The sequence below is a fragment of the Synechococcus sp. CS-1333 genome (assembly GCF_025128015.1).
Classification (GTDB): domain Bacteria; phylum Cyanobacteriota; class Cyanobacteriia; order PCC-6307; family Cyanobiaceae; genus MW101C3.
The window spans coordinates 123,801-136,481 of the sequence record NZ_JAHLYO010000032.1 but is presented as its reverse complement, the minus strand read 5'-3'; the positions used below and the strand labels follow the sequence as shown (position 1 = coordinate 136,481).

The following is a 12,681-nucleotide window of genomic DNA, read 5'->3' as shown; positions in this document are numbered from 1 at the left end:
TTCAACGCCGGCCGGTTGTCCAGTCCTGGAACCAGCCGCGGCGCCACAGCCAGTAGCTCTGCAAGGCAGCCACCAGCAGCATGAACATCACAACGGCAGCGTAGCCAAAGCGCCACTGGAGTTCCGGCATGTTGACAAAGTTCATGCCGTAGATCCCGGCGATGAAGGTGAGCGGAGCAAAGATGGTGGAAACGATGGTGAGTGTTTTCATTACCTGGTTCATGCGGTTGCTGATGCTGGCCATGTAGGCCTCCGTCACGGAGTCACATTGGCGTCGCAACAATTCACAGGCTTCGAAAATCAGCCCCACCCGTTGCTCCATGTCCTGGAACCCGTGCAGGGCATCAGGACCCAGCAAGCGCTGGTTCTGGCGCACCAGCACCATGATCTGGTGACGCAGGGGCCACACCTGGCCGCGGATCTCACGCAGAGTGCTGCGGGCCCTGTAAGCGCGGTTGAGCAAGGTGGGTTTCGGCCGCATCAAGGCCGCTTCTTCCAGTTGCTCCAACAATTCTGAAAGTTGCTCCAGCAACGGGAACAAGGCATCCAGCAGTTCGTCGATCAGAAAGTGAAGGATGTCGTCGAGATCTTCCTTGGCTGGAGCTGGATCAAGGCAAGAGAGCCACTGGGTAAGCTCCGGAAAGGAGCTCGGCTTGGGAACTTCCTCGATGCTGATCAACAGCGTGGGCAGTAGCAGCAACCCCACCTGCTCGCCGATCAGGCGGTCGGGGGTGTCGGCAAAGCTGAGGCGGTGCAGCACGGCCAGCACCATGTCGCCGGAGGAATCGACGCGCGGCCGTTGGGGCAGATCCAGCAGCGGGCTCTGGAAGTGCGCCGGCACGCCAAGCCGGTCAAGCACCGAGCGGATCAGAGCTTGGTTGCCCATGCCCTGAACCCGCACCCACAGGGGCAGGCCGCGCTCCAATAGGGCGTTGAGCTCTTCAGGTTGCAGGCCGTCGCGTTCTTCCAGGCCGGAGGGGTGAAAACACAGCACCGAGAGCCGGGTGGGCGCCCTGCCGCCATGGATGAACAATTGGCTGGGGATCTCACCAGGCCGTTCACCCAGGCGTCTAGAACGCAGCCGGCCTGGATCGAGTCGGGTCATCCCTGCGTTCTAGCGGTCGTGGTGCCGCCAGGGAAAGGGGCCGGCGGCTGCAGCCATTGCTCCAGCCCCACCCCCGTGGCGAGCACGGCGGCCTGAATCAGCAGACACCAGCCGACCTGTGCGCGGCGTTCCCAGAGCAAACCGATCATCGGAGCAGCGCAAGGGTTGGCATTTCAGCTGTGATTACGCCTGCCGGCTGCTTTCTGGGCCACGCCCGGGGGCATTGAGCAGCACGCTGGCCGCCGGCGTTCAGCGGCCGGCGGCCCATTGATCAGCGGGCCACAGGTTTGCGCAGCTGGCTGAAGCTGCGTGCCAGGGCCTGGCTGATCGTGAGACCCACCGGCAGATCCCCACCGAAGGAGGTGCCTAGGACATGGCGATAGAACTTGGTTTCAACCAGCCTGTAGGTGTCATCTTCAAGCGGAATGAACCGAGCCTGCTTGACGAACTGGGGCCCCCGTTGCAGGTAGAAGGTGACGAAACGGCGCACGTCATCCTGCCCGCGCACCATGCTGTCGTTGATGTAGATGAACAACGGCCGCGAGAGTGGGCTGTAGAGCTCATCCTGCACGTTCTGAATTGATGGGCTGATCAGACCCTTGCGGCCGTTCACGGCCAGGGCTCTGAGTTTGTTGGTGTTGGAGGCATACCAGCCGAAGCCGAGGTAGCCGAGGGCTTGCGGATCCTTGGCGATGCAGTTCACCACCACGGCATCATCTTCGCTGCTGGTGTAATCACGGCGGGAATCGCTGGCGTTGCCGTTGATCGCCTTGTTGAAGTAGTCGAAGGTGCCCGAGTCCTTGCCAGGGCCACACAGGCGGATCGGGGTGGCCGGCCAGGCGGCATTCACCTGATTCCAGCGCATGATCTTGCCCTCAGCGCTGCGGCGCCACAGCCGCGACAGCTCCGTGGTGCTGATGGCCTTCGCCCAGGTGTTGCGCGGGTTCACCGCTACGGTGAGCGCGTCGAAAGCGATCGGCAATTCCAGGAACTTGATCCCTCTGGCGGCACAGGCCTTGAGTTCCTCGGTGCTGATCGGCCGCGAAGCGTTGCTGATCTGCACCTTGCCGGCACAGAAATCCCGGAAGCCTGCGCTGGTGCCTGTCTCCAGCAGCTGAACGCGCACATTCGCGCCTGGCTTGGTGGCACGGAAGGCGCTGATCGCTGCAGCTGTGATCGGAAAGACGGTGCTGGAGCCACTGATCCGAATCAACCCATCCTTGGCCGGCGCTGATTGGGCGGAGGCTTCGGCGAGAGGAAGGGCCACAGACCCTCCAACCAATGTGCCGAGCAGGCAGAGCGCCATGCCGAGACGCATGCGGGTTCCGCCGCTGGTCCCGGAGCGCTGCGCTGGGCGGCAACGGAGGTTGGATCGGCCGGGCATGGAGAAAGGGAACCGTGCGCCTCACTCTGAGCAGAGCGGCACAGGGCGAGGATTAAGCCCCGGTTAGGGCTTGGTCATCATCCGCCGCAGCTCTGCCAGGGCCCTGCCGATCCTGTGCCGAGACCCAGCCCCCGGCCAGGCTCAGTGCAGGCGGGTGCGGGCCCGGTAGCCCCCCAGCCAGCGGTTCACGCGCGGGCGCAACGAAGGGGGAACTTCATGCAGCAGCTGGTCGAGTTCCAGGGCGCCGAGGCGCCGCAGATCACGCACATCCACATGCCACAGCGCTTCGGCCTCGCGCACCAGCCGGGCCCAGGTGCGGGCCCGTTGCCAGCGGCGCAGTTGCCACCGTTTCGGCAACGACGGCCCGGCGCCTTCAAGCAACCGGGGAATGGACATCCGATCACCGTGCTCTTTCACCAGCTTGTGTGGGCGTTGGCCTGATTGCGCGAACGCAACAGGAGACTTCCGCTTTGCCACGCACACTGCTCGCCGATTGACTGGCCGCTCGCAGGGGTTGAGGCAGGTCAGGCGGCGGTGCTGTTGATCGGGTGGGCGATCGGGCTGCCGCTGCTGCTGCCAGCGAGGGGTCCCACCGGTGCCACGGGAAAGCTCAGGCCCGCTGCTTCCCGCTCGCTCAGGCGCCGGGTCCAGGCTTTGGGGATGGGGTCGTTCCAGCGGAAGCCGGCCTGCCGGGCGCGGTGTCGCTGCTCGTAGGGCAGCTGGGCCCGGTAAAGACGTCGCGGCTCCAGGCCTGCCAGCAGAAGTCCCTCCAGCTCGTCGCAGCGGGAAAACACCTGGGCCAGGTAGATGCAGTCGGTGAGGGCCCGGTGCGCAGCCCACACCGGCACTCCATAGGCCAGCGCCAGATCCCGCACCGACGGCGTCGCCCGCAGCTGCCGCTCCGCCGGCCAGCGCAGATCCTCCATGCTGCACAGCCAGGGTTTCGCCAGTGCGGGCAACACTCCCCGCCCGAACCACTGGCGATCGAAGCTGGCGTTGTGGGCCACGATCACATCGGCGGCCTCCACCAGCGCCCGGAAGTAGGTCAGCGCGTTGTCCCACGGCTGGCTCAGCCGGGTAACGGCGGCGGGGATCCCGTTGATCGGCGCAGCCGGATTGCTCTCGCAGGGAAGCAGGAAGGAGAGCTGGCTCAGAACGGCGCGGCTGGGGACATGGAAAAGGATGGCCCCGACCTCGATGCAGTGGTCCTGCTCCGGCTCCAACCCGGTGGTCTCGGTGTCGAGGATCAGCAGCTGGGTGGGGCAGCCTGCCGCCGCGTCGGCCGGCCGCTCCGCCGCCTTCAGGGGATCTGTGGCGGCGGCCAGGGGCGGCAGGCTGAGGCGTGGCTTGGCCATGCTGGTGAGTTCCGCCGCAGAGCTCAGCGGCGGTGGCCCAGCAGCGGCGCCTACCGGGGTGGCTGCAACGAGATCCAGCAGGCTCACCTGTTCCCAGCAGCCGGAGGCCTGCCGGCCAGCGGCCGGGTCGTGGCTCGACCCTATGGGCGCTGATTCCATCGGCGGTTCTGCCATCGGGAGGGACGCTGCGGGGCGGGTGCCATCGATCGATGGCCTGAGGCGGATGCCCCCGGCCATGCCCAGGTTGCTGCCATGTTCCCAGCCCGCAGCCGTCCCGCGCCAGTGGGCCGCGTTCCTAGGGTCGGGACAGTTGCAATGGCGTGCGTGGCCCGTGCCCTTCAGGTGGGTGATCCGATCCCTTTGATCGCCCTGACCGACCAGGACGGGGTGGAGCGCCGCAGCGACCAGCTCGGCGGCCGGCCGCTGGTGCTGTTCTTCTATCCCAAGGACGACACCCCGGGATGCACCGCCGAAGCCTGCGCCTTCCGCGACAGCGAGGCCGAACTGGTTGCCCTTGGCGCCTTGGTCTGGGGCGTCAGCGGTGATGACGCCGGCAGCCACAGCCGCTTTGCCGCCCGCCACCGGCTCACCTATCCCCTTCTGGTGGATCAGGGCAATGCCCTGCGCCAGGCCTTCGGTGTGCCCGGCGCCCTGCTCAACCTGCTGCCGGGCCGTGTCACCTATGTGATCGATGGTGATGGCGTGGTGCGGCACATGTTCAACAACCTGCTCGATGGGGCCGCCCATGCCCGTGAGGCCCTCACGGCGCTGCGGCGGCTGACGGTGGCCTGAGTGGACGCGCCCGTGCAGCCTCACGGGGCCGACCCATGAGCCGCTGGCAGCAGCAGGGCCCGCTCTGGAGCCTCGCCCCGCCCACCGCTGAAGCCTTTCCCGGTGGCGCGCAGGTTCCGCCCGTCGGCGTGGTGGAGTTCATCGGCGGCACGGTGCTGGCCGCCAGCCCCCAGCTCAGCTACCGCCGCCTGCTGGAGGCGCTGGCGCTGCGGGGGCTGCTGGTGCGCGCCTGGAGCTACGTGCCCGGCTTCGATCACCAGGCGCAGGCCACCGAGGCCTGGCGCTGCTTCCGGGCGGCCCGCAGCATGGCCACTTCCACCGCCACTTCCACTGGCGCGGCCCCGTCGCCGGTGCTGCGGCTCGGCCACAGCCTGGGCTGCAAGCTGCACCTGCTGGCGCCCGATGGCGGCCGCGGTTGCCGTGGTCTGGCGGCGATGAGCTTCAACAACTTCTCCGCCGATCGCTCCATTCCCCTGCTTGCCGACCTCGCCCCCCGCCTGGGCCTGCGCACCGAATTCAGCCCTTCACCGGAGGAAACCCTGCGGCTGGTGGGCCTGCATTACCGCCAGCCGCGCAACCTGCTGATCCGCTTCGGCACCGATGCACTCGACCAGAGCCGGCGGTTGATCGGCGTGCTGCAGCAGCGGCCTGATGACGCCTCCACCCTGCTGGAGCGGCCTGGCGATCACCTCACACCCGCCAGTGCCGGCCTGCGTCAGAACCTGCTGGGAGCCTGGGCCGATGACCCGGCCCGGCAGCGGCAGATCGATCGGCTGGCCGATCAGCTCACCGACTGGTGGCTGGGCCCGACCAGCCAGGACTCCCGCAGCTGAGCGAGAGGCTGCTCCACCCAGGCCCAGAAGTCCCAGCTCGGATCAAAGAGATCGAGGGGCATGGCTTCCCCCTGCGCCCAGGCGTGCCAGAACGCCTCAGGATCCAGCGCCCCGTGCGCTGATCGGGCCACGTCGTTGAGCTGGGTGTCGAGATGCCAGGAGAAGATCGCCGGCAGCACGTGCCCGGAGATCGGATGCCGCGGATGCATCGCGGCGGTGAAGGTGGACACCAGGATTTCGCCGTGGGGCGTGGTGTCGTAGCCGGTGAGCACGTGGCAGGTGTCGTGGGGAGTGGTGAACCGTTCGTTGAGAGCCCCCGGCTCCCCCGGCATGGCGTAGCCGTTGCGCTGGAAGTGGTCGTGGAAGGCACGCCCGAGCCGGTCGTGCGGGAGTGCGGCCAGTGCCCGGTACCGCGCCGCCAGGGCCGGATCCGCCCCTTCCCCCTGGTAGGGCTGCAGCCAGGCGGCGATGTCGGCCTCCGGGCTCCAGGGGGAGCCGGTCAGGGAGCTGAGGTTGTTGCGGGCCATCAGAGCCAGCGCCTCCTGCAGGTGCCCCTGGGCGGCAGCGGCAATCTCCTCCATCGAGGCGGTGTGGATGCCGAGTGCCGCCGCGTAGGCGAGCACGCGCTTGATGCGGTCCGGGTCCAGCCGATCGCCGAGGAAGGCCATCACCGTGAGGAAGCGGATCGCCTCCAGGCGCAGGTCCGCCGGCTGCAGGGCTGCGGCCAGCAGCGCCGGGCTGGTGGGTGGAAGCGGGCGTGGCAGTCCTTCAGCCCCGAGCCGGAAGATCCAGTGACCGGCCGCCTCCACCGCGGTCGCCGCGGCCGGCGGCAGTTCTCCGCCGCAGCCGCCCACATCCGCCATGGCGGCGAGGATGGCCAGGGATTCTTCCCGGTTGCTGGGGATCCGCATGTCGGGGTTCCGGTGTGGCCCTCAGACCCGCAGGGCATCCAGCACGGAGCGGTCTTCCAGGGTGCTGGTGTCGCCGCTCACTTCTTCGCCGGCCGCCAGAGCGCGCAGGATGCGGCGCATGATCTTGCCGCTGCGGGTCTTGGGCAGGGCATCGGTGAAGCGGATCTCGTCGGGGCGGGCGATCGGGCCGATCTCGGCGCCCACGTGGCGCTTCAGCGCGGCGATCAGGGCCTCGTCGCCGCTGGTGCCCGCATCCAGGGTCACGAAGGCCACGATTCCTTCGCCCTTGAGGTCGTCGGGCCGGCCCACCACGGCGGCTTCGGCCACGGCCGGATGGCTCACCAGGGCGGATTCGATCTCCATCGTGCCCAGCCGGTGCCCAGACACGTTGATCACGTCATCGACGCGGCCCATTACCCAGAAATAACCGTCGGCATCACGGCGGGCGCCGTCCCCGGCGAAGTAGACCCAGCTGCCGTCCGCCGGCCGGATCGCTTCCCAATAGGTTTTGCGGAAGCGTTCCGGATCGCCGTGGATGGTGCGCAGCATCCCTGGCCAGGGGCGCCGCACGGCCAGGTAGCCCCCCTCATCCACATCAGCACTGTTGCCGTCCATGTCCACCACATCGGCCACGATGCCGGGCATGGGCAGGGTGGCGGAGCCTGGTTTGGTGGGTGTGGCACCCGGCAGGGGGCTGATCATCACCCCGCCGGTCTCGGTCTGCCACCAGGTGTCCACCACCGGGCAGCGGCCATGGCCGATCACCTCCCGGTACCACATCCAGGCTTCCGGGTTGATCGGTTCGCCCACGGTGCCGAGGATGCGCAGGGAGCTCATGTCGTACTGGTCGGGCACCTCACGGCCGTTCTTCATGAAGGCCCGGATCGCAGTGGGCGCCGTGTAGAAGATCGTGACGCGGTGCTTCTGGATCACTTCCCAGAAGGCGCCGGGCTTGCTGGGCCGTGGTGCGCCTTCGTACATCACCGTGGTGGCACCGGCCGAGAGCGGCCCGTACACGATGTAGCTGTGGCCCGTGATCCAGCCCACGTCGGCGGTGCACCAGTGGATGTCGTCCTCGCGGATGTCGAACATCCACTGGAAGGTGATCTGGGCCCAGAGGTTGTAACCGGCGGTGGTGTGCACGATGCCTTTCGGCTTGCCGGTGGAGCCTGAGGTGTAGAGCACGAACAGGCGGTCTTCGCTGGCCATCGGCTCGGCGATGTGCTCGGCGCTGGCCGGCTCCACCCGGTCGTGCCACCAGTGGTCGCGCCCCTCGGTCATGGCGGTGGGGCTGCCGGTGCGCTTCACCACCAGCACGTGCTCCACGCTGGGGCAGCCTTCGGCGAGGGCCTGGTCGACGGCCGGCTTGAGCGCCACCGGCTTGTCCTTGCGGAAGCCGCCATCGGCGGTGATCACCGCCTTGGCCTGGCCATCGATCAGGCGGTCACGCAGCGCTTCGGCCGAGAAGCCGCCGAACACCACCGAATGGGGAGCGCCGATACGGGCGCAGGCCAGCATGGCGATGGCCGCTTCCGGCACCATCGGCATGTAGAGCGCCACCAGATCGCCCTTGCCGATGCCGAGAGCCAGAAGGGCATTGGCGGCCTTGCACACCTCGGCGTGCAGTTCGGCGTAGGTGAACCGCCGCTCATCGCCGGGTTCCCCCTCCCAGATCAGCGCCGTCTTGTGGGCGCGGGGGCCATCCAGATGGCGATCGAGGCAGTTGTAGGCCACGTTCGTGGTGCCCCCTTCGAACCAGCGGGCGAAGGGGGGGTCGCTCCAGTCGAGAACGCTTTCGAAGGGCTGGAACCAGTGCAGGGCTCCCCGCGCCTGCTCGGCCCAGAAGGCGTCCGGGTCGGTGTCCGCTGCCTCTGCCAGTTGCCGGTAGGCCGTGAGGCTGCCGATCCGGGCGCTGGCAGCGAGGGCAGCGGGGGGCTCGAACACCCGGCCTTCCTGCAGCACGGATTCGATCGTGACCTCGCTCATCGCCATCGGGACCAGGGCCCCCCATTCAAGCGGCCGCTGGTGGCGTTGCCGTTCTGGCGTCGCACGGGCTGGATTCCAGCAACACGCGGCTGCTGTTCGCCGAACTCTCCATTCGTTGCGCTGGTCGTTGCGCTGGCTTGACTGAAGCTCCACGTTGACTTCAAAAAATTCTCGCCTTGAGCCTCGACGTGGCTTCCCCTTTCGTCCTTGCTAGTTAGGGAAGCTCTGGGCAACACCGAACAGCAAAAAAGGAGCGGTGGCGAAGTGTGCTAATTGAACGATTGTGTGCGTGGCACGTCGTGAATCGGGCAATGTCCGCTGATTTTGGAATGATCTTGGCTTCAACTTGTCACCAGCAGTATCCGGTAAGGACCGGCGCTTGCCGGGGCGCATGGTGAACCAAAACTTGCTGGCCTTGTCCTCCATCTCTTCTCGTTGCTCATTTCCTTGGTAGCCAGCGTCCGCATACGCCACCTCCTCTTCACCAGGCTGCAGATCTGCTACTGGGTGAGGTCGTCCACATTGGCGGTTACGTCCAACTGGTAGCTACATCCACATTGGCAGCTACAGCGAATGCTGCATCTTTCCAGGCACGAGCTCAGCCCTATTGTCTGGTGCGAGTGGAGCAAACGACCCGGTAATGACGTGGCCGTTTGTAGCGAAACCCGGCTGCGGCAGCCTTAGCCCGTTCATTCGATATCCATCATCCAGGTGATTCCTCTGCGGCGGTGCTTCCCCAGCGCCGGGCCGCTGCTTTCCACCTGAGCAGGCCCTGATGCCCCGCCAGCCTGGGCGACTGGTCTTGGTAGCTGGGAAGATGGCGCCATGACCCGTCCCGCGGCCTGCCTGTTCGATCTCGACGGTCTCCTGCTGGACACCGAACCGCTGCATGCCCAGGCCTGGCAGGCCGCCGCCGCCCACTTCGGCCGCAGTCTCCGGCCGGAGGAAGTGCTGGCCCTGCGTGGTCGTCGGCGCCTCGATTGCGCCGATCAGGTGCGCCAGTGGATCCATCAGAGCGGTGGGCCTTCCCTGAGTAACGCTGAGCTGCTGGAGGTGCGCCAGCCGATCGCTGAGGCCCTGTTGCCGCAGGCCGCAGCCATGCCGGGTGCCCAGGCGCTGGTGGAGCGTTGCCATGCCCTGGGCATACCCATGGCCCTGGCCACCAGCAGCTCCCGTGAGGCGGTGACCCTCAAGAGTCAGCCCCATCCCTGGCTGCAGCTGATCGAGCGGCGGGTACATGGCGATGACCCGGAGCTCCTGGCTGGCAAGCCGGCCCCCGATGTCTTTCTGCTGGCCGCCCGCCGCCTCGGTGTCGACCCCAGTGACTGCTGGGCCTTTGAGGATTCGATCGCCGGTGCTTGCTCGGCCCAGGCTGCAGGCTGCCAGGTGCATGTGCTGTTGCCCAACGATGGGGTCTGCGCCCAGTACCCGCCTGAGGTGATCTGTCTGCAGTCGTTGGCGGAGCTGCGGCTCTGAGCCTGTGGAAACCCTTGAGGTGCGGGGACGGCTCCACGCTCAGGCCGGCGGGGCCGGTGGCCTTTTCTTGTCTGTCTCGATCCGCTCCACCAGCTTGAGCATCCATGAGCCGGCCCGGCCCGTTTCGCCCAGTCGCTGCTTGAGCTCCAGCAGGGCGGCCGCCCGCTGCTCCTCCCGTTCGCTCTCGGACGGAATCGCATCGCGGTACGGAATCTGGGTGCGCTGCTGCAGCCAATGGCCAAGGGCGCGTGGATCGGCGGGATCCCTGATCGCACTTTCAAGAGTGAGGGGTTTGCCCTCGGAGCGCAGCCCCTGCAGCTTGTACCAGCGGTCCCCGTCGCTGTCGGTGCTCTCCACCAACTCGAGGGCGTCCAGCTGGGCCACCTCACGCACGGAGCGGCCGAAGCGGCGCTGCACCACCAGCTGGTGGCGCTCCAGGCGCAGCTCACGCCGGCCCAGCAGCAGCCAGACCGTTCCCCAGCCGCAGCCCAGTGCCGGCAGGGCCAGGAAGGCCACCACTGGCCACAGGGATGGGTCGGCCAGGGCTGACCGGCCAAGCAGGCCCAGCAGCGCCAGCAGCAGCAAGGTGATCACGGCCGTGACGGCCGTCTGACGCCGCCGGATGCGGAGCGTGGGCACCAGCAACGGGGCGTCGCAGAACGCGGCCTCCAGCTCCTGCCATTGACGCGGCAGCTGGGCCGTCAGCGGCTGGGGCAAATCAGTGGCCACTGGATCCGCCGGCGCTGCTGGATCGAGAGCGAAGGCTGCGTTCAATGCGGCGGCGGCCTGCTCTCGTTCGCCAGCGGTGCCCAGCCGCGTGAGTTCGATGACCCGGTTCTCGAGTTCTGCCACCAGCGCACTGGGCTGCTGGTGGCGGCTGCGCACCGCGCAGCGGCGGATCTGGCCCACCCCGATGCGCTGCCGGCGCACGAACGGACCCAGCCGCGTGTGCAGCGTCAGCACATCGTCGGTGACAACCAGCCGCTCATCGGCCCAGAAACAACGCAGCCATTCGCGTATCGCCATCACCCCGCCCATGGTCCAGAGGCTCACCCACAGCAGCAGGAAGGCGGTCACCGCTGCGGCCTTCCCCACGCTCATGTCCATCGGGCCGGCCCCGGTCCACTCCCGCAGCAGACGGCTGAGCGTGAACAGCACGAACACTTCCCCGGCCGCCCAGCCGCCCAGCCAGAGGGTGAGGAAGCCCCCCACCGCGAAGCGCGCGGGGCCGCGGGGGCGGAAGTGAAAGGTGAGCGTGGCGGGCATGGCCGTGGGTCGCGCGTGGATTCGCCGGGGTGCGGTCTGGCCGGTTGGGTTCAGAACTGGAAGCTGGTGGTGATCAGGGCGCCGAACTGGCGGAACTGCTCTCCTGCGGGGGTGTCAGCGCCGAGCGGACGGCTGAGCAGAAACAGTGCCGGGGTCACGGCAATCCTGTCGCTGACCTGCAGCCTGTACCACCATTCGGCCACCAGATTGCTGTCCTGGCCGCCGCCGCCGCCGACCAGCCGCGTGGCCACGATCGGTTGCCCCACGGCCATCCCGAGCACATTTCCCTTGCCCAGCACGTCGCTCCACTGGAGGCCCACCGCCCACGACTGGCTGGTGGCCACGAGGCCGTTGCTGCCCCCAGAGCCACTGTTGCTCAGCCCACTGCTGAGGCCGCGGCTGGAATAGGTGGTGCTGTTGAGGCCCCAGCCGGCGCTGATCGAGGGCCACCAGCCCGCCCGTGACGGCTGCCAGTAGCCGCTCAGGCCGAAGGCCTCCGTGGTGCCCGGGACGCTGAGGCTGGCGGTGGTGAAGGGGCTGGCGGCACCGATCAGGCCGTTGGTGTTCTGCAGGCGGGTGTACACCGCCGCCACGGCCCAGGCCTTGTGCCCGTAACCCACCTGAACGGTGCCGGTGGCGCCGGCGTTGGCGGTGCCGAAACCCCCCTGGCCCGCATTGCCGGCATTGCCACTCGCGGCCACGTAGTTGGCGCTGATGCTGAAGCCCCGGTGGGCCCACCACAGGCCCACGCCTGCCCCCAGGTTCTCGCTGTAGGCGGCTGGAGTCCCGGCCAGGGTGAACAGGTCGAGCACGGCTGAAGCCGGGTAGACGCTGGGCCAGAGGGCGAGCATGTCGTCCTGCTCGACGCGGCCGCCGATGGTGGCGGTGAAGCCCGCCCCCAGGGGGAACTGATAGAACGCGCGATCGATCGCCAGCGCGTTGCCGCAATTACTGACGTTGAAGCCGCAGTCCTCCTGAAACGCGGCGGCGAGGGTCGAGAGGTTGCTGGGCCCGGCGCCACCGAAGCTGCTGGCTGCGAGGTTGCCCGCCCGCAGCGTGGTGCGCAGCAGGTCCTTGCCGTTGAAGCTGGTGTCGGCGATGAGCTGCAGGTCGTAGCTGAAGCTGGCGGCACCGAAGGCCTGCCGGTTCTGCTGTACCAGCCCTGCGGCTGAGCCACTGAAGGCGTTGGTGCCCAGCACGAAGCTGGCCTGGCCGCTGAGGGTGGTGGTGGTGGAGAACGCGGTAGCTTCAAGCGCTCGCAACCGGGCCTGCTCGTTGCCGAGCTGCCCCTGTAACACGGCCAGTTCGGTGGCGAGCTCGTGCTGCAGTTGCTGCAGGTCGCCTGTCGCCGGCGCCAGTTGCTGAAGGCAGGCCTGCAGCATGGCGGCCGCCTTCCAGCGGCTCAGGGCCCGCTGACCCCCGGCTGTTGTCGGCAGTCTGTTGGTGCGGCACCCCTGCGATGCCATCAGGTCCATCAGGGCCGTCTCGGTCCAGGCGATGGTTTCGGACGGGGCGGCCACAGGAGCCGCCTCCACAGGAGCTGCGGTCGCCGGCGCTCCTGCTGCCGAAGCCA

General features: G+C 67.8%; 12 protein-coding genes. 3 read left to right on the top strand and 9 right to left on the bottom strand.

Annotation, left to right across the window (positions count from 1 at the left end; all coding sequences use genetic code 11):
• Window position 1 precedes the first annotated feature (1 nt).
• From corA to KQ303_RS12875, 5 genes are all read right to left on the bottom strand, one after another.
• The gene (corA, locus tag KQ303_RS12895; RefSeq protein WP_259730595.1) at window positions 2–1,105 is read right to left on the bottom strand and encodes a magnesium/cobalt transporter CorA; all 1,104 of its coding nucleotides are present in this window, start codon (window positions 1,103–1,105) and stop codon (window positions 2–4) included.
• Window positions 1,102–1,254: a hypothetical protein gene (locus tag KQ303_RS12890; protein WP_259730594.1), complete on the bottom strand. Its 153-nt coding sequence runs from the start codon at window positions 1,252–1,254 to the stop codon at window positions 1,102–1,104. Before KQ303_RS12890 ends, corA begins: the two co-directional genes overlap by 4 nt.
• A 122-nt stretch (window positions 1,255–1,376) precedes the next feature.
• Window positions 1,377–2,489 carry a PstS family phosphate ABC transporter substrate-binding protein gene (locus KQ303_RS12885; protein WP_259730593.1) on the bottom strand — a complete coding sequence of 371 codons (1,113 nt, stop codon included), beginning with the start codon at window positions 2,487–2,489 and terminating at the stop codon, window positions 1,377–1,379.
• Window positions 2,490–2,630: 141 nt separating this feature from the next.
• On the bottom strand, window positions 2,631–2,885 hold the full coding sequence (locus KQ303_RS12880) for a hypothetical protein (RefSeq protein ID WP_259730592.1): 255 nt from the start codon (window positions 2,883–2,885) through the stop codon (window positions 2,631–2,633).
• Window positions 2,886–3,013: 128 nt separating this feature from the next.
• Window positions 3,014–4,018, bottom strand: a complete 1,005-nt coding sequence (locus tag KQ303_RS12875) for a 3'-5' exonuclease (protein ID WP_259730591.1) — start codon at window positions 4,016–4,018, stop codon at window positions 3,014–3,016.
• 150 nt (window positions 4,019–4,168) lie between these two features.
• Between KQ303_RS12875 and KQ303_RS12870 the strand changes: the two genes are divergently transcribed.
• Complete coding sequence (locus tag KQ303_RS12870; RefSeq protein ID WP_259730590.1) at window positions 4,169–4,636, top strand: peroxiredoxin; 468 nt, start codon at window positions 4,169–4,171, stop codon at window positions 4,634–4,636.
• Window positions 4,637–4,671: 35 nt separating this feature from the next.
• Window positions 4,672–5,469 (top strand): DUF1350 family protein, encoded by a 798-nt coding sequence (locus tag KQ303_RS12865; protein WP_259730589.1) that lies wholly within the window; start codon window positions 4,672–4,674, stop codon window positions 5,467–5,469.
• On the opposite strand, the gene KQ303_RS12860 is transcribed toward KQ303_RS12865, so the two are convergent.
• Together KQ303_RS12860 and acs are read right to left on the bottom strand one after the other, a co-directional pair.
• On the bottom strand, window positions 5,418–6,380 hold the full coding sequence (locus tag KQ303_RS12860) for a hypothetical protein (protein WP_259730588.1): 963 nt from the start codon (window positions 6,378–6,380) through the stop codon (window positions 5,418–5,420). The two genes, KQ303_RS12865 and KQ303_RS12860, sit on opposite strands and share 52 nt — an antisense overlap.
• A 21-nt stretch (window positions 6,381–6,401) precedes the next feature.
• On the bottom strand, window positions 6,402–8,366 hold the full coding sequence (acs, locus tag KQ303_RS12855) for an acetate--CoA ligase (protein ID WP_259730587.1): 1,965 nt from the start codon (window positions 8,364–8,366) through the stop codon (window positions 6,402–6,404).
• 825 nt (window positions 8,367–9,191) lie between these two features.
• Here acs and KQ303_RS12850 point away from each other — a divergent pair.
• The gene (locus KQ303_RS12850; protein WP_259730586.1) at window positions 9,192–9,842 is read left to right on the top strand and encodes an HAD family phosphatase; all 651 of its coding nucleotides are present in this window, start codon (window positions 9,192–9,194) and stop codon (window positions 9,840–9,842) included.
• Window positions 9,843–9,881: 39 nt separating this feature from the next.
• Here the strand turns inward: KQ303_RS12850 and KQ303_RS12845 are convergent, their stop codons facing one another.
• Together KQ303_RS12845 and KQ303_RS12840 are read right to left on the bottom strand one after the other, a co-directional pair.
• Window positions 9,882–11,108: a hypothetical protein gene (locus KQ303_RS12845; protein ID WP_259730585.1), complete on the bottom strand. Its 1,227-nt coding sequence runs from the start codon at window positions 11,106–11,108 to the stop codon at window positions 9,882–9,884.
• Window positions 11,109–11,158: 50 nt separating this feature from the next.
• Window positions 11,159–12,628: an iron uptake porin gene (locus KQ303_RS12840; protein ID WP_259730584.1), complete on the bottom strand. Its 1,470-nt coding sequence runs from the start codon at window positions 12,626–12,628 to the stop codon at window positions 11,159–11,161.
• Between the last annotated feature and the right edge of the window lie 53 nt (window positions 12,629–12,681).

Coding starts and splice junctions, on each gene's coding strand:
- corA (WP_259730595.1), bottom strand. CDS start 1,105: ATGACCCGACTCGATCCAGGCCGGCTGCGTTCTAGACGCCTGGGTGAA.
- KQ303_RS12860 (WP_259730588.1), bottom strand. CDS start 6,380: ATGCGGATCCCCAGCAACCGGGAAGAATCCCTGGCCATCCTCGCCGCC.
- KQ303_RS12880 (WP_259730592.1), bottom strand. CDS start 2,885: ATGTCCATTCCCCGGTTGCTTGAAGGCGCCGGGCCGTCGTTGCCGAAA.
- KQ303_RS12885 (WP_259730593.1), bottom strand. CDS start 2,489: ATGCCCGGCCGATCCAACCTCCGTTGCCGCCCAGCGCAGCGCTCCGGG.
- KQ303_RS12875 (WP_259730591.1), bottom strand. CDS start 4,018: ATGGCAGAACCGCCGATGGAATCAGCGCCCATAGGGTCGAGCCACGAC.
- KQ303_RS12890 (WP_259730594.1), bottom strand. CDS start 1,254: ATGATCGGTTTGCTCTGGGAACGCCGCGCACAGGTCGGCTGGTGTCTG.
- acs (WP_259730587.1), bottom strand. CDS start 8,366: ATGAGCGAGGTCACGATCGAATCCGTGCTGCAGGAAGGCCGGGTGTTC.
- KQ303_RS12850 (WP_259730586.1), top strand. CDS start 9,192: ATGACCCGTCCCGCGGCCTGCCTGTTCGATCTCGACGGTCTCCTGCTG.
- KQ303_RS12845 (WP_259730585.1), bottom strand. CDS start 11,108: ATGCCCGCCACGCTCACCTTTCACTTCCGCCCCCGCGGCCCCGCGCGC.
- KQ303_RS12865 (WP_259730589.1), top strand. CDS start 4,672: ATGAGCCGCTGGCAGCAGCAGGGCCCGCTCTGGAGCCTCGCCCCGCCC.